Origin of the sequence: Yersinia sp. 2541 StPb PI (assembly GCF_052217145.1) — a bacterium.
In the GTDB taxonomy this organism is placed as follows: Bacteria; Pseudomonadota; Gammaproteobacteria; order Enterobacterales; family Enterobacteriaceae; genus Yersinia; species Yersinia enterocolitica_E.
On the sequence record NZ_JAZGQB010000001.1, the window covers coordinates 1494464 to 1514347 of the forward strand.

Genomic DNA, 19884 nt, shown 5'->3' on the forward strand with positions numbered 1-19884 from the left:
TATATGTCAAAAACTCTTACGCAGTCAGACGGGCTGCGTCTTGTGCGATGACCAGCTCTTCATTGGTTGGGATAACCAGAGCCAGGCGGCTGCCCTCTTTGGTGATGGTGCCTGATTTACCAAAGCGTGCTGCCAGGTTGCGTTCGTGGTCAATTTCAAAGCCCAACAGGCCCAATTTGTCCAAAGTCAGTTCACGTACCATTGCGGCGTTCTCACCAATACCGCCGGTGAAGACCACGGCATCCAGACGACCATCCATCAGCGCAGTATATGCACCGATGTATTTCGCCAGGCGATGACAGAACACATCCATTGCGCGGCGTGCATCTGCTTTAGTTGCATAGTTGTCTTCAACATAACGGCAGTCACTGGTGACTTCAGTCAGGCCCAGCAGGCCAGATTCTTTGGTCAACAGCTTGCTGATCTGTTCCATGCTCATGCCCATGGCATCATACAAATGGAAAATGATCGCCGGGTCGATATCACCACTACGGGTGCCCATGACCAAACCTTCCAGTGGTGTCAGGCCCATAGAGGTATCAACACATTTACCGTTACGAACAGCAGTGACAGAACCACCGTTGCCCAAATGGCAAGTGATGACGTTCAGTTCTTCCAGCGGTTTGTTCAGGGTTTTAGCGGCTTCCTGGCTGACGTAGAAGTGGCTGGTGCCGTGTGCGCCATAGCGACGGATACCGTTTTCTTTGTATAAACGGTACGGCAGGGCGTAGAGATAAGATTCTTCCGGCATGGTCTGATGGAAAGCGGTGTCAAAAACAGCGACATTTTTATCAGCCAGATTTGGGAATGATTTCAACGCTTCAGCGATACCAATCAAGTGAGCTGGGTTATGCAGTGGTGCAAATGGGATGGAATCTTTGATACCCTGAATAACTTCTTCGGTAACGATAGCTGATGCTGTAAATTTCTCGCCACCATGAACAATGCGGTGACCGATAGCTGTCAACTGAGCGGAAAGCTCTGGTTTTTGTGCCAGAATAGTATTAACAATGAAATTCAGTGCTTCGCTGTGTGCTGCACCAGCACCCAATGCTGCTTCCTGTTTGCCACCATCAAGTTTCCATTTGATGCGGGCTTCAGGCAGATGGAAGCATTCGGCTAAACCAGAGAGGTGTTCTTCACCGTTGGTCGCGTCGATGATAGCAAATTTTAGGGAAGAGCTACCGCAGTTAAGAACCAGTACTAGCTTACTCGACATGGAAGTACCTATTTTATAGTCGTGTTCAACATTTGTTTTGCAAAAACAGCGCGCATGCGACATTGATGATGCAAAAACAGCGAAAAACATATGGTTAATAAAACGTCAATCATTCCAAAAGCGTAGCGCATATTGGCGTCGACATTAATGATTAACATCATGCGATAGAGAAAAAGGCATGATGATGGAAAAATCGCGGATTAAACGTTAAGTGCAAACGTTAAAACCTGGTGGTAAAAATCGGTGCGATTTAACAAAAATGATTTAAAAGCTGCAAAAAGTTGACATATTTAGCGTCATCTTCTAGCGGCCAAAAGGCCGAGTTAGGATACCGATAGCGGAGCCTAAAAACAAAATATATTTAACAGACTAATTTTTAGTTTGTGGATTACAAAAAAATTTTAATTTTTGCTTGTGAAGTTGAGGTGAGCCATGACAACAAAACCCTCTGATTCTGTAAGTTGGTTTCAGGTACTCCAGCGCGGCCAGCTTTATATGAAGACCTGGCCTGCCGATAAGCGCTTGGCGCCGATGTTTCCCGAAAATCGCGTGGTTACGGCGACACGCTTCGGTATCCGCTTTATGCCACCACTGGCCATTTTTACCCTGACCTGGCAGATAGCCCTCGGTGGCCAGTTGGGACCCGCCATCGCTACGGCGCTGTTCGCCTGTGGTTTACCCTTGCAAGGGTTATGGTGGTTAGGCAAGCGAGCGATAACCCCGTTACCGCCAACCTTACTCCAGTGGTTCCATGAGGTACGTAACAAGCTAACAGAAGCGGGGCAGGCTGTTGCGCCTATCGAGCAGACGCCGACTTATCAATCCCTGGCCGATGTGCTGAAACGGGCCTTCAAACAGTTGGATAAAACGTTTCTTGATGACCTCTAGTGGCGGTTTCATGCCAGCGGGCTTTTATGCCTCAAAGGATTAGTGGTGCAAAATCCCCTGTCAAATCAAAGTATGGCCCAAGCCTGTGTGCGATGATTTCCTCATTATTTATGTCTTAGGAGTTAGTGATGGATATGACCAACGCCCAACGACTGATTCTGTCGAATCAGTACAAAATGATGACCATGCTGGATCCGGAAAATGCTGAGCGTTATCGTCGCCAGCAAACCATTGTCGAGCGCGGCTTTGGTTTGCAGATGCGTGAATTGGACCGTGATTTTGGTGAGATGAGCGAAGATACTTGCCGTACTATTATTAATATCATGGAGATGCACCACGCCCTGCAAGTCTCCTGTGGTAACCTGAAAGACAAGCAAGACTTGGATGAACGCCGTATCGCGTTCCTCGGTTTTGATGCTGCTACCGAATCCCGTTACCTGAGTTATGTGCGCTTTATGGTCAATACTGAAGGGCGCTACACCCATTTTGACTCAGGGACTCATGGTTTCAACTCTCAAACCCCAATGTGGGATAAATACCAACGTATGCTGGCTATCTGGCAATCATGTCCACGCCAATACCATTTGAGTGCTGTTGAAATTTCGCAAATTATCAATGCCTGATAGCGCGTAACTTGTTTGCTATCAGTAAGTTGAAAAATAGTTTTACTGATGAGGATGTGCTTGTGGAGTGTAAAGGTTTTCTTTTTGATTTGGACGGGACTTTGGTTGATTCTTTACCTGTTGTCGAACGAGCCTGGATTGGCTGGGCGCAAGGTCGAGGCATCAATCCAGCAGAAGTTCTTGATTTTATCCATGGCAAACAAGCAATTACCTCTTTACGTCATTTTATGTCGGGTGCAAGTGAGGCTGAAATTCAGGCTGAGTTTCTGGCATTAGAGCAGGTTGAAGCTAATGATACCGATGGTGTGAGCGCATTGCCGGGGGCGGTGGCACTGTTGGAGCGACTAAACAGCCTGTCTATTCCGTGGGCTATTGTCACTTCAGGCTCAGTACCGGTCGCTTCTGCGCGCCGTGCCGCCGGCCATCTGCCGGTACCTGAAGTGTTTATCACCAGCGAACAAGTTAAGCACGGCAAACCGCAACCAGATGCTTATCTGCTGGGGGCCGAGCGCTTAGGGCTGGCACCGGCTGATTGTATCGTAGTGGAAGATGCCCCTGCGGGGATTTTGTCAGGCTTGGCTGCGGGCTGTCAGGTGATTGCGGTCAATGCTCCGGCTGATACTCCCAAACTTGAGCAGGTTGATTTAGTGCTCAGTTCGCTGGAGCAGATTAGCGTTGAGGTTACCGCTAACGGCGCGCGGGTTGTGCGAGTAGGTTAATTCTTCGCCAGATACCTTAATATCACCACTGAGAGCGCCTGATGGCGCTCTTTTACTGTCTGGCACATCACAAGTTGATAAACTTTTTTCAGGAAAAAAACACAATAAAACCCTTTGTGGGATGGTAAGCACATAAATTTGCAGTCATTATTGATCTCAGACAGCGGCCGCTGCTGATTTTAATGTTTTACTGCCAGAGCCGGATATTTCCTTTCACTTTTTGCCAACGAGGCCATTTTGAACCGCGAACTATTGTGGGTGTTGACGCTACTTCTAATAGCTATTGTGCTGTTTACTACCAATAAACTGCGCATGGACGTGGTAGCACTGTTGGTCATTATTGCCTTTGTGATGAGTGGTACGTTGTCATTAGGTGAGGCGACCAGCGGATTCAGTGATCCTAACGTGATATTGATTGCGGCACTGTTTGTTATTGGTGAAGGGTTGGTCAGAACCGGTGTTGCTTATCAGGTGGGTGATTGGCTGGTCAAGGTCGCCGGTCACAGTGAAACCAAAATGCTGGCGTTATTAATGGTAACAGTTGCCGGATTGGGCGCTTTTATGAGCTCTACCGGAGTGGTGGCAATCTTTATCCCAGTGGTACTGAGTGTTGCCAGCCGGATGAAGATTTCGCCGGGGAGGTTAATGATGCCGCTGAGTTTTGCCGGCTTGATAAGTGGCATGATGACGCTGGTGGCAACGCCGCCAAATATGGTGGTTAACAGTGAATTACTGCGCGAAGGTATCAAAGGCTTTGGCTTCTTTGGCGTTACCCCTATCGGCATTATCATTTTGCTGATGGGTGTCGCTTATATGTTAGTGGCTCGGCGCTGGCTGGGCGGGAAGCAGGAAAGCTCAGAGAAAGAACAGCAATGGAAACGCCGCACTTTCCGCGACCTTATCCGCGATTATAAATTGACTGGCCGTGCGCGCCGTTTGGCTATCCGCCATGATTCTCCTTTGATTGGCCGTTCTCTTGACGAACTGCATCTGCGCGCCCGCTATGGGGCGAATGTGGTGGGGATTGAACGCTGGAAGCGTTTCCGGCGTGTGATGGTGAGTGCCACCGGTTCATCTGAATTACACGAGAACGATGTCTTACTGATCGATATGTCAGATTGCGACATAGATTTACGTGAATTTTGCACTGAACAGATGCTGGAACCGATGGTGCTGCGCGGTGAATACTTCTCAGAGCAGGCGCGCAACGTCGGGATGGCCGAGGTTTCGCTCATTCCTGATTCCGCCCTCTTGGGAAAGAGTCTACGTGAGGTCACTTTCCGTACCCGCTATGGTTTGAATGTGGTAGGTATTCGTCGTAATGGTAAGACTTTGGAAGGCAAACTGGTTGATGACAAATTGCAGTTTGGCGATATCTTACTGGTGATCGGTGATTGGAAACTGATTCGTCAGTTACAGTTAAAGACCCGTGATTTCATCGTACTGAACCTGCCGGCGGAAGTGGATGAAGTGGCACCGGCCATTTCGCAAGCCCCACATGCATTATTCTGTCTGGCGTTGATGGTTGCCATGATGATGACCGACGAGGTGCCAAATGTGATTGCGGCATTGGTAGCCTGTTTACTGATGGGGCAGTTCCGATGTATTGATATGGAAAGTGCTTATCGTTCAATCCATTGGCCGAGTTTGATTTTGATCATCGGGATGATGCCCTTTGCACAAGCATTGCAAAAAACCGGTGGGGTAGATTTGATTGTCCGTGGTTTGATGGATGTGGCCGGTGGGATGGGGCCGCGCGTCATGCTGCTATGTTTGTTTGTGTTGTGTGCCACGATTGGGCTGTTTATCTCTAATACTGCCACGGCAGTTCTAATGGCACCGATTGCGATTGCTGCTGCGCGGGAGATGTCGGTCTCGCCGTATCCCTTTGCGATGATTATTGGTATTGCAGCTTCAGCGGCCTTTATGACGCCAGTTTCGTCACCGGTGAATACCTTAGTATTGGGGCCAGGTGGTTATAAATTCGGTGATTTTGTCCGCATGGGGGTGCCATTTACGATATTAGTCATGATTGTTAGTGTGATGGTGGTGCCGGTGCTGTTTCCATTCTGATTGGGATGCTACAGGGTAAGAGTTGTGTTTAGTTCGGTTGATATGAGATTGGTGCTCACCTTGCCCCTTGGTGCCTCAACCGCCAAAGGGGTCACAAGCGCGTGACCCCTAAAACGGGTGTCATGCCCGTTTTCCTTGCCTATACTCTTCGCTCGACAGCTCAAATGTGCTTTTGAAAATCAACTTCAATTTCAACTTCAACTTCAACTTCAATTTCAACTTCAACTTCAACTTCAACTTTAATCCAGCGAATCGAGGCTGATTTCATCCAGTGACAGGCTAAAGCTGGGCACGAAGACTTCCATAAAGTAATCCATTTCCGGGCTTTGGCGCATGGCGAGGGTTTTCTCCAACCGCGCTTTAGCTTGAATAAACTCATTATTACCGGCGGATAATTCTTCCAAACATTTGAGATAAGCACATAGAGCATCTGCCTGTTTAACCAGTGCTTTTTCCTCTTCGCTATAATAATGCTCATCCAGCAGACAGCGGAAATCTTGCTGTAATTCTTTTGGCAGCATTTCAATCAGTTTTTGTTGAGCAACTTTTTCTATCTTCTTGTATTCATGGGCAATCTGAGGATTGTAATACTTGATAGGGGTGGGTAAATCACCGGTTATCACTTCACTGGCATCGTGGTACATCGCCAGCAGCGCAATACGGTCGGCATTGAGATTGCCGTTAAACTTACGGTTCTTAATGATAGCTAACGCATGAGCGACAAATGCCACCTGCAAACTGTGTTCAGAGACATTCTCAGTGCGAACATTGCGCATCAGCGGCCAGCGGTTGATCAGTTTCAGACGAGATAGATGGGCGAAGAAGTGACTCATAGTTTTCTCTCTATTCAATATATTAACCATAAGATGATGGAAACAATCTGCATACGAGGATAACATCAAATCGATTTTATCAATGAGATAATGAGTTAATTAAATATTCTCACAATGTCTCAATTTTGTTTATTAAACCCTCACTTTATCTTTGTGTTTCATTCTTGCCATCCATTCTATCTCATTAATTATAAAAGAAATTATTTAACATTAGCTCTATTGAATTAGTGATGTGAACTCATTATTCTTTTTTTGTCCATTTTATGGATTATTAAATTTCAGCATATAAATTTTATTTAAATTATAAAGCTAAGGATAGTTATATGAAATTATTATTTATTCCTATGTCAATTTTATTATTCAGTGCGACAACACAAGCTCAGGAGGAATTCTGTGTAGGGGGAAATTTGGGGCCGTTCAGTGAGGAGTTTTGCGCTACGCATAACGCCGCGAGGGATAAGCAGCAAGAGCAACGAAGAATAGAACGTTGCAATAAGCTGATTAAACAACAAGGTTCTGCAATATCTTGGAGCATTAATGATTCGGTGAGGGTTTTAATTGACCGTCAACAAAGGGAAGAACTAGGGTGTTTAAGATAATCACTGCATAAATAAAACAGGGCTTGCTATACAAGCCCTGATTAATTACTGGTGGTAGGTCTCCAAAAACCGCCCCAGTTTCCTCACTGCCATCTCCAGCTCATCCACGCGCGGTAACGTGACAATCCGCACATGATCAGGGTATGGCCAGTTAAAGGCGCTGCCTTGAACCAACAGCACTTTTTCCTGCAATAGCAGATCCAATACCAGTTTCTGATCATCTTTCAGGTTAAAACGCTTCTGATCAATACGTGGGAACATATACAACGCGCCTTGAGGTTTCACGCAGGAAACCCCCGGTATTTGGTTGATCAGTTCCCAGGCACGGTCACGCTGTTCGTACAAGCGCCCGCCTGGCTGAATAAACTCGCTAATGCTCTGATAACCACCTAATGCCGTCTGAATGGCATGCTGCATAGGGACGTTGGCGCACAGACGCATTGATGCCAGCATCTCTAAACCTTCAATATAACCTTTAGCGTGTTTTTTAGGACCATTCAGCACCATCCAGCCCTGACGGAAACCGGCAACACGGTAAGTCTTGGATAAACCATTGAAGGTCACAGTTAACAAATCAGGCGCCAGAGCCGCAATAGAATGATGCTGAGCCTCGTCATATAAAATCTTATCGTAGATCTCATCGGCGAAAATAATCAGGTCATTTTGACGGGCGATTTCAACAATCTCCAGTAACAGCTCTTTGCTGTATACCGCGCCGGTCGGGTTATTCGGGTTGATAATCACAATCCCACGGGTACGCGGCGTGATTTTACTACGGATATCATCTAAATCAGGGAACCAGCCCGACTCTTCATCACACATATAATGTACGGCGGTACCACTTGAAAGCGAAACTGCCGCCGTCCATAACGGATAATCTGGTGCAGGTACCAGCATTTCATCGCCCAGATTCAGCAATGCTTGCATGGATTGCACGATCAGCTCAGAGACCCCGTTCCCAATGTAGATATCCTCGACTGTCAGGTCACGCATATCCCGTGCCTGATAGTGCTGCATAATAGCTTTGCGCGCCGAAAACAGGCCTTTGGAATCGCAATAGCCCTGCGCAGTTGGCAAATTACGGATCACATCCACCAGAATTTCATCGGGTGCATCGAAACCAAACGGAGCAGGGTTGCCGATGTTCAGTTTCAGAACTTTATTACCTTCTTCTTCAAGACGCTTAGCTTCTTTTAGCACTGGTCCACGAATGTCGTAACAGACGTTGTCCAGTTTGCTGGATTTCTCAATGGGGGACATAAAAAATTGAGCCTTTTGCTGGTAAAAGCGTGTCCTCAGCGTGGAACACTGCAAGGTATCCAATGTACTCCGACGCTGCTGCTTTTTGAAGTTCTATGCACATCTTTAGTGCGAATAGCTGCTCTTATTTTAAATGACTGCCAGCTTCATTGGTATGGAATATAACCGATGTTTTCGTCTTTAAATCCACTGGTTTATGCCTTATTTATTAGTTTATCTGAAGTTTTATTTCGGCTGATTGCGTGACATACAGCAGTTACCAACAAAATATATCTATAAGATGAGGTTCACTTTCGGTGCCAAAATCGCGGGTTGATACCGATGATAATGAGACGCGATTATGCTGCATCGTATTAGCTGGGATCTCAATCCAACAATTTATATCATCATACATATTATTAAGATGTGAAAAGAAACAAAATTGTAGATAGGAAAACTATTAAGAATAATTAATGTTAAATAGGCTGAATCTTAGAGAATATCTATGTTAATAGTTGAATTTACTCAATTAGATAAAAAACACACATAGAGATATATTGATATTTTTTGATATTTCGAAAAGGGTTAGTGCAGATTTGTTTAATTAAAATAGCATTGCAGCACTTAAAAATGCCTGAGGAAAAGCAAGATCCTAAAGGGAAAAAATCTTCATTAATCGAAGATTTAGTGGCTTTTTATGACCGTATTCACAAATAAATACATAACTTACTCAATAGATTTTTATAAAAAGAGATAACGGTAACGAAATATAAGTAAATTTTTTGCCCTACTCTAGTGAGTGGGGTACTGTCATACTTAGCGTTGTCCCTTATTGATGGCGCGATACTTATACACCAGGGTAGTTTGTAATTAGAATTCAAAAAAGTGAAGAATACACTATGACAAATGCAAATCGTCCGATAATTAATCTCGACCTCGATCTGCTTAGAACCTTTGTAGCTGTTGCTGACTTGAATACTTTTGCCTCTGCTGCCGCAGCGGTTTGTCGCACTCAGTCAGCAGTTAGCCAACAAATGCAACGGTTAGAACAGTTAGTCGGTAAGGAGTTATTTGCCCGCCATGGGCGTAACAAATTATTGACTGAACATGGTCTCCAGTTACTTGGCTATGCCAGAAAAATTTTGCGTTTCAACGATGAAGCTTGTACGTCACTTATGTACAGCAATATAGAAGGGTCACTCATTATCGGTGCATCTGATGATACTGCCGATACGTTGTTGCCTTTCTTGCTGAACCGAGTGGCGACGCTATATCCTCGGCTAGCGATAGATGTGCGGGTAAAACGCAGTCCATTTATCGCTGATATGCTGAGTAATGGCGAAGTGGACCTGGCTATTACTACAGCCAAGGTCGACACTCATCCTCATGTGATCTTAAGGACATCACCTACGCTTTGGTACTGTTCCGCCGACTATCAGTTCCAGTCCGGTGAATCGGTACCGTTAGTGGTGATGGATGAGCCAAGCCCATTCCGCGATATGGCAATAGAAAACCTGACCAGAGCCGGTATTGCATGGCGAATCGCCTATGTAGCCTCTTCACTTTCTGCCATTCGTGCGGCAGTCAGGGCAGGGCTGGGTGTGACCGCCAGGCCAATAGAGATGATGAGTCCTGATTTACGCGTACTGGGTGAAACAGAAGGGCTACCTCGGTTGCCTGAAACACATTATGCATTATGTAAAGACAATCAGTGTGGCAACGAATTGGCTTTAGCCATTTTCGATGCCATGCAGACGGGCCACCAACATGGCTTGCAGTCTGGATCGGATTTAGTGCTGGATTCTGATTATTTAATAGACGAGAACAGTTGATCGTCTAACGTGACTAAAAAATCGTAAGCCCCTTATTTTAGGGGCTTTTTTTTTATTTATAACTTTTAAAAAAACAGTTTTCTACTGCTCCAGTTTAATTTCATGCTTAAAACGTCGTTTTATTTCATTTAGCGGTATATCTGCGTACTGGATCAGGGGGAATAAACCAGATAAAAATAGTGGTTAATATTTCTTCTCATTTTCTGCTATTTGTTTTTTATTAAAACAGTGTTCCATTATTTATTTTTTTTAAAAAACAACTTTTCATGCCGAATATTTATGAAATAACACTCAAAACGTGTTCTGGATCAAAAAAATACCCCTAGCTAGTGAGTGGAAGAACCGGTTATTCCTGAGACAATGGTATAGTTAAAGCGAAGTTTCCACGTTGGGTTATAGGTGTATGTTCTGACTTAACAAATTACTGACTCGATTTAGCTTTATACTTCGCACCAAATGTTAAGTAAGATCGTGCGTTTGTAAATTAATCTGTAGTTACTTTTGTCAAAGTTGACAAAAGGTTACTGAAAGGAGTAAAAAGCCCACAGTAAAACACTGGCTAAACAGTTGTAAAGACAGTGTGTTTCGTGTGGTTTTTATCCTTCCCTTTGAATCGATGTGGTGCACTAACTGCCAACATAAGAGCAGGATGTCCGACGCCACTTTTGATGAGTAAGCAATGAGTATGTCAACAACCACTGAAGTTATCGCTCATCATTGGGCGTTCGCTGTATTTCTGATCGGCGCTATCGGGTTATGCGGCTTGATGCTATTGGGTGCGTTCTTTCTGGGTGGGAGAGCTCGGGCCCGCGCCAAAAATGTCCCCTATGAGTCCGGTATTGACTCGGTCGGCTCGGCGCGTATGCGTTTGTCCGCCAAGTTTTATCTGGTCGCCATGTTCTTCGTTATTTTCGATGTTGAAGCCCTGTACTTGTATGCGTGGTCAATCTCTATTCGTGAGAGTGGCTGGGTAGGCTTTATCGAAGCAACCATTTTCATTTTGGTGCTCTTGGCTGGTTTGGTTTATCTGGTGCGTATCGGCGCGCTGGATTGGACTCCTACGCGTTCTAATCGCCGAGTGAGCAAACCGAGCATAGTCAAATACGCCAGCAGTCCTCCACAAGATATACCTAACAGTCTTGGTGTTGCAGGTCGGCAGCAAGCGGGCGATAAATCGGTCACGATTTGAACCGCATGTATGCTAGCCCGTAGGGTGAGTCTCAACCATGAGGCTCATTAATCCCGATGAGCTGACTCAAGTCAGTGATTCGGGTGAGTGAAAGTAGCTAACAACCCTGCAGCTCTAAGTACAAAGGGTATAGTGGTCAATAAATACAGCGAGGCATTAACATGGACTATACGCTCACCCGCATAGACCCTAACGGTGAGAATGACCGTTACCCCCTGCAAACTCAGGAAACCGTCAGCGGCGATCCTCTCGAGCAACATGTCCACCGTAGTGTTTACATGGGTAAACTTGAGAACGCCATGCACGACATGGTGAACTGGGGGCGTAAGAACTCTCTTTGGCCGTATAACTTCGGTCTTTCCTGCTGTTATGTGGAGATGGTGACCTCGTTCACTGCCGTACATGATGTGGCACGTTTCGGTGCGGAAGTGCTGCGTGCTTCTCCGCGTCAGGCTGACTTCATGGTCGTGGCGGGCACTTGTTTTACCAAAATGGCCCCGGTTATTCAGCGCTTGTATGAACAAATGCTGGAACCCAAGTGGGTTATCTCCATGGGTGCCTGTGCTAACTCCGGCGGCATGTACGATATCTATTCCGTAGTACAAGGCGTGGATAAATTCCTACCGGTCGATGTGTATATTCCTGGCTGCCCACCGCGCCCTGAAGCTTATATGCAAGCACTGTTACTGCTACAAGAATCTATCGGTAAAGAGCGCCGTCCTCTCTCTTGGGTTGTAGGTGACCAAGGCGTTTACCGCGCCAATATGCAACCAGAAAGAGAACGTAAGCATGCTGAACGAATTGCAGTAACTAACCTGCGTACACCTGACGAGATCTAAGCTTATTATTTTGGCAAAAATAACGGCTCAGGATCGCGGTGCGTAAGTGATTTGTTTTGGGAATGAATGATTTTCTTCCAGAACATGTGTGCGGCAAATGACCACAAAATGACACATTCAGTGTGGTGAAAAAACAGTGTGGTGAATAAATAATGACCGATTTAACGACGTCCGATAGCACTCAGCCTGCATGGCAGACCCGTGACCATCTCGATGATCCGGTGATTAGCGAGCTGTCGAACCGTTTTGGGCCTGAGGCCTTTGTTGTTCAAGCGACCCGTACCGGTATGCCCGTGGTATGGGTAAAGCGTGAGCAATTGCTGGAAGTAATGACGTTCCTGAGAAAACAACCGAAGCCGTATGTCATGCTGTTCGACTTGCATGGTGTCGATGAGCGTCTTCGCACTCACCGCCAGGGCCTCCCTGAAGCGGATTTTTCTGTTTTCTATCATCTGCTTTCCATCGAGCGTAACCGCGACATTATGCTGAAAGTGGCACTGTCTGAAAAAGACTTGCACGTGTCCACAGCGACTAAGATTTTCCCCAATGCTAACTGGTATGAGCGGGAAACTTGGGAAATGTTCGGTATTACCTTCGATGGTCACCCACATCTGACGCGCATCATGATGCCACAGACTTGGGAAGGGCACCCGCTGCGTAAAGATTATCCGGCGCGTGCTACCGAATTCGATCCCTTTGTGCTGACCAAGCAGAAAGAGGATCTGGAGATGGAATCTCTGACCTTCAAACCCGAAGATTGGGGGATGAAGCGCGGCACCGAAAACGAGGACTTTATGTTCCTTAACCTCGGTCCGAACCATCCTTCTTCACATGGTGCGTTCCGTATCGTGTTGCAGCTTGATGGTGAAGAGATTGTCGACTGCGTACCGGATGTGGGTTACCACCACCGTGGTGCGGAGAAGATGGGTGAGCGCCAGTCCTGGCACAGCTACATCCCCTATACCGACCGTATCGAATATCTGGGTGGTTGTGTTAACGAAATGCCTTATGTGCTGGCAGTTGAAAAGCTGGCGGGTATTGAGGTTCCTGATCGCGTTAAAACCATCCGGGTAATGTTGTCTGAATTATTCCGTATCAACAGTCACTTACTGTATATCAGTACCTTTATTCAGGACGTAGGCGCAATGACGCCAGTGTTCTTCGCCTTTACCGATCGTCAGAAAGTGTATGACTTGGTTGAAGCGATTACCGGTTTCCGTATGCATCCGGCCTGGTTCCGTATTGGTGGTGTGGCGCATGATTTACCTCGCGGCTGGGAACGTTTGCTGCGTGACTTCCTTGACTGGATGCCAAAACGGCTCGATTCCTACGTCAAAGCGGCGTTGCAGAACAGTATCCTGAAAGGGCGTTCTATCGGTGTTGCTGCTTACAATTCCAAAGAAGCACTGGAATGGGGTGTGACCGGGGCTGGCCTGCGTGCCACCGGGGTTGAGTTTGACGTGCGTAAATGGCGTCCGTATTCCGGCTATGAAAACTTTGATTTTGAAGTTCCGGTCGGGAATAACGGCGACTGTTATGACCGCGTGATGCTGAAAGTGGAAGAGTTACGTCAAAGCCTGCGCATTCTGGAGCAATGTTATAAAAACATGCCAGAAGGGCCATTTAAGGCTGACCATCCACTGACGACGCCGCCGCCGAAAGAACGTACGCTGCAACATATCGAAACGCTGATTACCCACTTCCTGCAAGTTTCATGGGGTCCGGTAATGCCAGCTAACGAATCATTCCAAATGGTTGAAGCGACCAAAGGGATCAACAGCTACTATCTGACCAGTGACGGCAGCACTATGAGCTATCGCACCCGGATACGTACGCCAAGCTATGCCCATTTGCAGCAGATCCCCTCGGTTATCCGTGGCAGCCTGGTATCTGACCTGATCGTCTATCTGGGCAGTATCGATTTTGTAATGTCTGATGTGGACCGCTAATTATGAGCTACCAAAAAGAGACTCAGAATCATAACGAAAGCCAAAATGTGGTGGATCTGGCAGTCAATGCGGCTGAACCGGCGACCACAACTGAAGTTTTTGAGTTGAGTGCTGAAGAACGTGATGCTATCGAGCATGAAAAACACCATTACGAAGATGCCCGCGCCGCGTCGATCGAAGCACTGAAAATTGTGCAGAAACAACGTGGTTGGGTGCCGGATGGGGCGATTCACGCCATTGCTGAAGTGCTGGGTATCCCGGCCAGCGATGTCGAAGGTGTGGCCACATTCTACAGTCAGATCTTCCGTCAGCCGGTTGGGCGCCATGTGATCCGTTATTGTGACAGCGTGGTGTGCCACATCACCGGTTATCAAGGGATTCAGGCCGCGATTTCGAAGAAACTCAGTATTGAGCCGGGCCAGACCACGTTTGATGGCCGCTTTACGCTGCTGCCAACCTGCTGCTTGGGCAACTGTGATCGCGGTCCGACCATGATGATCGACGACGATACCCACAGCTATCTGAAACCTGAAGATATTGAGAAGTTACTGGAGCAATATCCATGACAACTAATTCGGGTTTTACCAAAGAGGTTATTCGCACGCCAGAAATGCATCCGCTGACCTGGCGTTTGCGCGATGACAAACAGCCGGTATGGCTGGATGAATATCGCAGCAAAAACGGCTACTTGGGTGCTGAAAAAGCGTTAAAAGGCATGGCAGCCCCTGATGTTGTCAATTTGGTAAAAGACGCTGGCCTGAAAGGGCGCGGCGGCGCAGGCTTTTCCACCGGTTTAAAGTGGAGCCTGATGCCAAAAGACGAAAGCATGAACATCCGCTATCTGCTGTGTAACGCCGATGAAATGGAGCCGGGTACCTATAAAGACCGTCTGCTAATGGAGCAATTGCCTCATCTGCTGGTGGAAGGGATGTTGATCAGTGCATTTGCGCTGAAAGCTTACCGCGGCTACATCTTCCTGCGTGGCGAATATATCGAAGCTGCCGTGCATTTGCGCCGTGCGATTAGCGAAGCAACCGAAGCCGGCTTGCTGGGCAAAAACATCATGGGCAGCGGTTTTGATTTTGAACTGATTGTTCATACCGGTGCTGGCCGTTATATCTGTGGTGAAGAAACCGCCCTGATTAACTCGCTGGAAGGCCGCCGCGCCAATCCACGTTCCAAGCCGCCTTTCCCCGCATCGTCCGGGGTATGGGGCAAACCGACTTGCGTCAATAACGTTGAAACCCTGTGTAACGTTCCGGCCATTCTTGAGCACGGCGTTGACTGGTATCAGGGGATCACGGCGGGTAAGAGTAACGATGCCGGTACCAAACTGATGGGCTTCTCTGGCCGGGTGAAAAACCCAGGTCTGTGGGAACTGCCATTTGGTATTTCGGCGCGTGAAATTTTGGAAGATTACGCGGGTGGTATGCGCGATGGCTTGAAGTTCAAAGCCTGGCAGCCGGGTGGGGCGGGGACCGACTTCCTGACCGCTGATCATCTGGATTTACCGATGGACTTCGAGAATATTGCCAAAGCAGGTAGCCGGTTAGGCACTGCACTGGCGATGGCGGTAGACCATGAAATCGGTATGGTGCCGCTGGTGCGCAATCTGGAAGAGTTCTTTTCCCGTGAATCCTGCGGCTGGTGTACCCCTTGCCGCGATGGGTTGCCGTGGAGCGTGAAGATCTTGCGTGCATTGGAGCGCGGCGAAGGTCAGCCGGGCGACATTGAGACGCTGGAACAACTTTGCCGCTTCTTGGGGCCGGGTAAAACCTTCTGTGCTCACGCGCCGGGCGCGGTTGAACCACTACAAAGTGCTATCAAATATTTCCGCGAAGAATTCGAAGCCGGGATCGCAAGTAAAGACTATGGCAATACCCGAGCCATAGCCGGTATTCAACCGAACCTATTAAAAGCGCGCTGGTGATACTTTGGGTAATATATGAGATACGTTGAATGTAGGCTCTCAGTGTACCCAATAAGAAAGTTTTTATAATTAACGCTTGAAAATAACCAAATAATTTGCGTGGCGGCAAGGCGGCAACGAAGAGAAACGCCGGGAGTTTAGTGAACTAAATGACCGGTGTGAACGACGGCAGCCAACACAGCAGCAGCGTAAAGAATGACGGTTATTTCAGGCCACTTGGAAGCATGCATATGGCTACGATACATGTAGACGGCAAAGAATACGACGTAAACGGGGCCGACAACCTGTTACAAGCTTGTCTCTCCCTGGGACTCGATATTCCTTACTTTTGCTGGCATCCGGCGCTGGGAAGCGTCGGTGCTTGCCGCCAATGTGCGGTAAAGCAATACCAAAACGCCGATGATACCCGTGGGCGTTTGGTCATGTCCTGTATGACCCCGGCCACCGATGGAACCTTTATTTCCATTGATGACGGCGAAGCCAAAGCGTTCCGTGAGAGTGTGGTTGAATGGTTGATGACTAACCACCCACACGATTGCCCGGTCTGTGAAGAAGGGGGTAACTGTCATCTGCAAGATATGACAGTGATGACCGGACACAGTTTCCGCCGCTATCGCTTCAGTAAACGGACTCATCAAAATCAGGATCTCGGTCCGTTCATCTCGCACGAAATGAACCGCTGTATCGCCTGTTATCGTTGTGTGCGTTACTACAAAGATTACGCTGATGGCACCGATCTGGGTGTTTATGGCGCACACGACAACGTCTACTTTGGTCGTACTGAGAGCGGCACGCTGGAAAGCGAGTTCTCTGGCAACCTGGTAGAAGTGTGCCCGACCGGGGTATTCACCGATAAAACCCATTCCGAACGGTATAACCGTAAATGGGATATGCAGTTTGCGCCAAGTATCTGCCAGCAGTGCAGTGTGGGTTGTAACACCAGCCCTGGCGAACGCTACGGTGAGTTGCGCCGCATCGAGAACCGCTACAATGGCAGTGTGAACCACTACTTCTTGTGTGACCGTGGCCGTTTTGGCTATGGCTACGTCAACCTGAAAGATCGCCCACGTCAGCCACAACAATTGCGTGGTAATGACTGGATCCACCTGAATGCCGAACAGGCAATGCAGGGCGCGGCGGATATTCTACGTCAGGCGAAGAAAACCATCGGTATCGGTTCACCGCGTGCCAGCTTGGAGAGTAACTTTGCGTTACGCGAGCTGGTCGGTGCGGAAAACTTCTATACCGGCATTGCCGCGAGTGAACAACAACGCCTGCAATTGATGCTGAAAGTGCTGCAAGAAGGTGGGGTTTACACACCATCGCTGCGCGAGATTGAAAGCTATGATGCGGTGCTGATTCTGGGTGAAGATTTGACCCAGACTGGCGCACGTATCGCACTGTCTGTCCGTCAGGCGGTGAAAGGTAAAGCCCGTGAAATGGCCGCCGCACAGAAAGTGGCTGACTGGCAAATCGCGGCGATTATGAATATCGGTCAGCACGCTAAACATCCGCTGTTTATCACTAACGTTGATAACACCCGTATGGATGATATCGCGGCGTGGAACTACCGCGCACCGGTGGATGATCAGGCACGTTTAGGCTTTGCTATCGCTAACGCGCTGGATGCGTCGTCACCGGCGGTCACGGATCTGGACCCTGCGCTGAAAGGCAAAGTGGATATCATCGTGCAGGCTCTGGCGGGCGCGAAGAAACCACTGATCGTGACCGGCAGCAATGCAGGCAGCGAAGCCATCATTGCTGCGGCAGCTAACGTGGCAACCGCGCTGAAAAGCCGTGGCTCTGATGTGGGTATCACCTTTGTTGCCAGTGCAGCGAACAGCATCGGCTTGACCATGATTGGCGGCGGCTCACTGGATAGCGCGCTGGAATTGCTGACCTGTGGTGATGCTGACAGCGTTATCGTGATGGAGAACGACCTCTATCGCCATGCGGCGCAAGACAAAGTTGACGCCGCGCTGGAGCAAGCAGCCAACGTGATCGTGGTTGATCATCAACGCACCGCAATCATGGCAAAAGCAGACTTGATTCTGTCTGCCGCCAGCTTTGCTGAAAGCGACGGTACGCTGGTCAATCAGGAAGGCCGCGCTCAGCGTTTCTTCCAGGTTTACGATCCAACCTATTACGACGACCCGAAAAAACCGGAAAACAACAGCATCATGCTGGAAAGCTGGCGCTGGTTGCACTCCTTGCATTCAACTTATACCAGTCGCCATGTAGACTGGACGCAACTGGATCACGTGATTGCGGCTTGTGTTCGCGCATTACCACAGTTGGAAGGTATTGTTGAAGCGGCACCGGATGCGACCTTCCGTATTCGTGGTCAGAAACTGGCGCGTTCACCTATCCGTTACAGTGGCCGCACGGCTATGCGCGCGGATATCAGTGTGCATGAACCGCGTCAGCCACAGGATATCGACACGCCGTTCGCTTTCTCAATGGAAGGGAACAACAGCCCATTGGCCGATCGTCAGCAGATCCCATTTGCTTGGGCACCGGGCTGGAACTCACCGCAGGCATGGAACAAATTCCAGGCTGAAGTGGGGGGGAGCTTGCGCTTTGGTGATCCGGGTGTGCGCCTGATTGAAGCAGGTGAGGGGACGCTCGGTTACTTTGATTCAGTACCGGCAGCCTTTACCGCTCAGGTTGATGGCTGGCAGATTGCCCCTTACTACCATTTGTTTGGTAGTGAAGAGATGTCGCAGCGCTCAGATGTCATCCAGCAGCGCATGCCAGCACCTTATGTGATGGTCAATCCAGCCGATGCTGCAACGCTCGGGGTTAACCTCGGTACGCTGGTGGAATTCAACTGTGCCGGTCAGACATTGCGTCTGCCAGTGCGCCTGAGTGAAACCTTGGCTCGGGGTCAGGTCGGCTTGCCGCTTGGCTTACCGGGCATTCCGCCGATTATGGTGGGTGCGCGTGTTGAGAATCTGCGGGAGGCAGTATTATGAGCTGGTTTACCCCTGAATTGATTGAGATTTTAATCTCTGTCCTGAAAGCGGTAGTGATTCTGTTGGTGGTGGTGACCTGCGGCGCATTTATGAGCTTCGGCGAGCGCCGCCTGCTGGGCTTGTTCCAGAACCGTTACGGGCCAAACCGTGTCGGTTGGGGCGGGTCATTGCAGTTGGTTGCTGACATGATCAAAATGTTCTTCAAAGAGGACTGGGTTCCGCGCTTCTCCGACAAGGCTATCTTTACATTGGCCCCGGTGATTGCCTTTACCTCACTACTGCTCTCTTTCGCCATCGTCCCGGTCAGCCCGACCTGGGCGGTTGCGGATCTTAATATCGGTATTCTGTTCTTTCTGATGATGGCCGGGCTGACGGTATATGCCGTGCTGTTTGCCGGTTGGTCCAGTAATAACAAATATTCTCTGTTAGGGGCGATGCGTGCATCTGCGCAAACCCTGAGCTACGAAGTGTTCCTCGGCTTATCATTGATGGGCGTAGTCGCACAGGCGGGTTCGTTCAATATGCAGGATATTGTTAACTCTCAGGAACACGTCTGGAATGTGATTCCGCAATTCTTTGGTTTTCTGACCTTTGCCATTGCGGGTGTTGCAGTATGTCACCGTCATCCCTTTGACCAGCCAGAAGCTGAACAAGAGCTGGCCGATGGTTACCACATTGAATATTCCGGTATGAAATTCGGTCTGTTCTTCGTCGGTGAATATATCGGTATCGTGACCGTCTCTGCTCTGATAGTCACTCTGTTCTTCGGTGGTTGGCAAGGTCCGTTCCTGCCGCCATTTATCTGGTTTGCGCTGAAAACGGCTTTCTTCATGGTGATGTTCATTCTGATCCGTGCATCCTTGCCGCGCCCACGTTATGACCAAGTGATGTCATTCGGCTGGAAAGTTTGCCTGCCGTTGACCCTGCTGAATCTGCTGGCGACTGCCGCGGTCATTTTGTACAACGCTCAATAAGGG

The 19884-nt window shown here is 48.4% G+C and carries 16 protein-coding genes; 13 read left to right on the forward strand and 3 right to left on the reverse strand.

The window, feature by feature from the left end; genetic code table 11:
* Positions 1 to 16: 16 nt before the first annotated feature.
* Positions 17 to 1219, reverse strand: a complete 1203-nt coding sequence (gene ackA / locus V1953_RS06610) for an acetate kinase (protein ID WP_083158251.1) — start codon at positions 1217 to 1219, stop codon at positions 17 to 19.
* 432 nt (positions 1220 to 1651) lie between these two features.
* Here ackA and yfbV point away from each other — a divergent pair, with 432 nt between their 5' ends.
* The 4 genes from yfbV to V1953_RS06630 all read left to right on the forward strand — a co-directional run bounded on the left by yfbV (position 1652) and on the right by V1953_RS06630 (position 5522).
* Positions 1652 to 2107 (forward strand): terminus macrodomain insulation protein YfbV, encoded by a 456-nt coding sequence (gene yfbV, locus V1953_RS06615; RefSeq protein ID WP_083158252.1) that lies wholly within the window; start codon positions 1652 to 1654, stop codon positions 2105 to 2107.
* 128 nt (positions 2108 to 2235) lie between these two features.
* On the forward strand, positions 2236 to 2730 hold the full coding sequence (locus V1953_RS06620) for a YfbU family protein (protein WP_083158253.1): 495 nt from the start codon (positions 2236 to 2238) through the stop codon (positions 2728 to 2730).
* A gap of 62 nt (positions 2731 to 2792) precedes the next feature.
* Positions 2793 to 3449 carry a sugar phosphatase gene (locus V1953_RS06625; protein WP_193784624.1) on the forward strand — a complete coding sequence of 219 codons (657 nt, stop codon included), beginning with the start codon at positions 2793 to 2795 and terminating at the stop codon, positions 3447 to 3449.
* Positions 3450 to 3686: 237 nt separating this feature from the next.
* A complete protein-coding gene (locus tag V1953_RS06630; protein WP_372569382.1) occupies positions 3687 to 5522 on the forward strand; it encodes an SLC13 family permease in 1836 nt (611 codons plus the stop codon).
* Positions 5523 to 5761: 239 nt separating this feature from the next.
* Here V1953_RS06630 and yfbR read toward each other — a convergent pair whose 3' ends face one another.
* Positions 5762 to 6355 carry a 5'-deoxynucleotidase gene (gene yfbR, locus V1953_RS06635; protein ID WP_372569381.1) on the reverse strand — a complete coding sequence of 198 codons (594 nt, stop codon included), beginning with the start codon at positions 6353 to 6355 and terminating at the stop codon, positions 5762 to 5764.
* A 323-nt stretch (positions 6356 to 6678) separates the two neighbouring features.
* Here yfbR and V1953_RS06640 point away from each other — a divergent pair, with 323 nt between their 5' ends.
* On the forward strand, positions 6679 to 6954 hold the full coding sequence (locus tag V1953_RS06640; RefSeq protein ID WP_032907645.1) for a hypothetical protein: 276 nt from the start codon (positions 6679 to 6681) through the stop codon (positions 6952 to 6954).
* A 45-nt stretch (positions 6955 to 6999) separates the two neighbouring features.
* Here the strand turns inward: V1953_RS06640 and V1953_RS06645 are convergent, their stop codons facing one another.
* A complete protein-coding gene (locus V1953_RS06645; RefSeq protein WP_083158257.1) occupies positions 7000 to 8214 on the reverse strand; it encodes a pyridoxal phosphate-dependent aminotransferase in 1215 nt (404 codons plus the stop codon).
* Between the two features lie 878 nt (positions 8215 to 9092).
* On the opposite strand from V1953_RS06645, the gene rovM reads away from it, so the two are divergent.
* The 8 genes from rovM to nuoH all read left to right on the forward strand — a co-directional run bounded on the left by rovM (position 9093) and on the right by nuoH (position 19881).
* On the forward strand, positions 9093 to 10025 hold the full coding sequence (gene rovM, locus V1953_RS06650; RefSeq protein ID WP_083158258.1) for a virulence transcriptional regulator RovM: 933 nt from the start codon (positions 9093 to 9095) through the stop codon (positions 10023 to 10025).
* Between the two features lie 679 nt (positions 10026 to 10704).
* Positions 10705 to 11214: an NADH-quinone oxidoreductase subunit NuoA gene (gene nuoA, locus V1953_RS06655; protein ID WP_420073483.1), complete on the forward strand. Its 510-nt coding sequence runs from the start codon at positions 10705 to 10707 to the stop codon at positions 11212 to 11214.
* A 161-nt stretch (positions 11215 to 11375) separates the two neighbouring features.
* Positions 11376 to 12053, forward strand: a complete 678-nt coding sequence (locus tag V1953_RS06660; protein WP_002210278.1) for a NuoB/complex I 20 kDa subunit family protein — start codon at positions 11376 to 11378, stop codon at positions 12051 to 12053.
* 152 nt (positions 12054 to 12205) lie between these two features.
* Positions 12206 to 14002: an NADH-quinone oxidoreductase subunit C/D gene (gene nuoC / locus V1953_RS06665; RefSeq protein ID WP_083158259.1), complete on the forward strand. Its 1797-nt coding sequence runs from the start codon at positions 12206 to 12208 to the stop codon at positions 14000 to 14002.
* A gap of 2 nt (positions 14003 to 14004) precedes the next feature.
* Complete coding sequence (gene nuoE, locus V1953_RS06670) at positions 14005 to 14568, forward strand: NADH-quinone oxidoreductase subunit NuoE (protein WP_227746524.1); 564 nt, start codon at positions 14005 to 14007, stop codon at positions 14566 to 14568.
* Positions 14565 to 15932 (forward strand): NADH-quinone oxidoreductase subunit NuoF, encoded by a 1368-nt coding sequence (gene nuoF / locus V1953_RS06675; RefSeq protein ID WP_050132658.1) that lies wholly within the window; start codon positions 14565 to 14567, stop codon positions 15930 to 15932. Before nuoE ends, nuoF begins: the two co-directional genes overlap by 4 nt.
* Before the next feature lie 230 nt (positions 15933 to 16162).
* Positions 16163 to 18907: an NADH-quinone oxidoreductase subunit NuoG gene (gene nuoG / locus V1953_RS06680; RefSeq protein ID WP_372569379.1), complete on the forward strand. Its 2745-nt coding sequence runs from the start codon at positions 16163 to 16165 to the stop codon at positions 18905 to 18907.
* Positions 18904 to 19881 (forward strand): NADH-quinone oxidoreductase subunit NuoH, encoded by a 978-nt coding sequence (gene nuoH / locus V1953_RS06685; RefSeq protein ID WP_049613037.1) that lies wholly within the window; start codon positions 18904 to 18906, stop codon positions 19879 to 19881. Before nuoG ends, nuoH begins: the two co-directional genes overlap by 4 nt.
* The last annotated feature ends 3 nt before the right edge of the window (positions 19882 to 19884 follow it).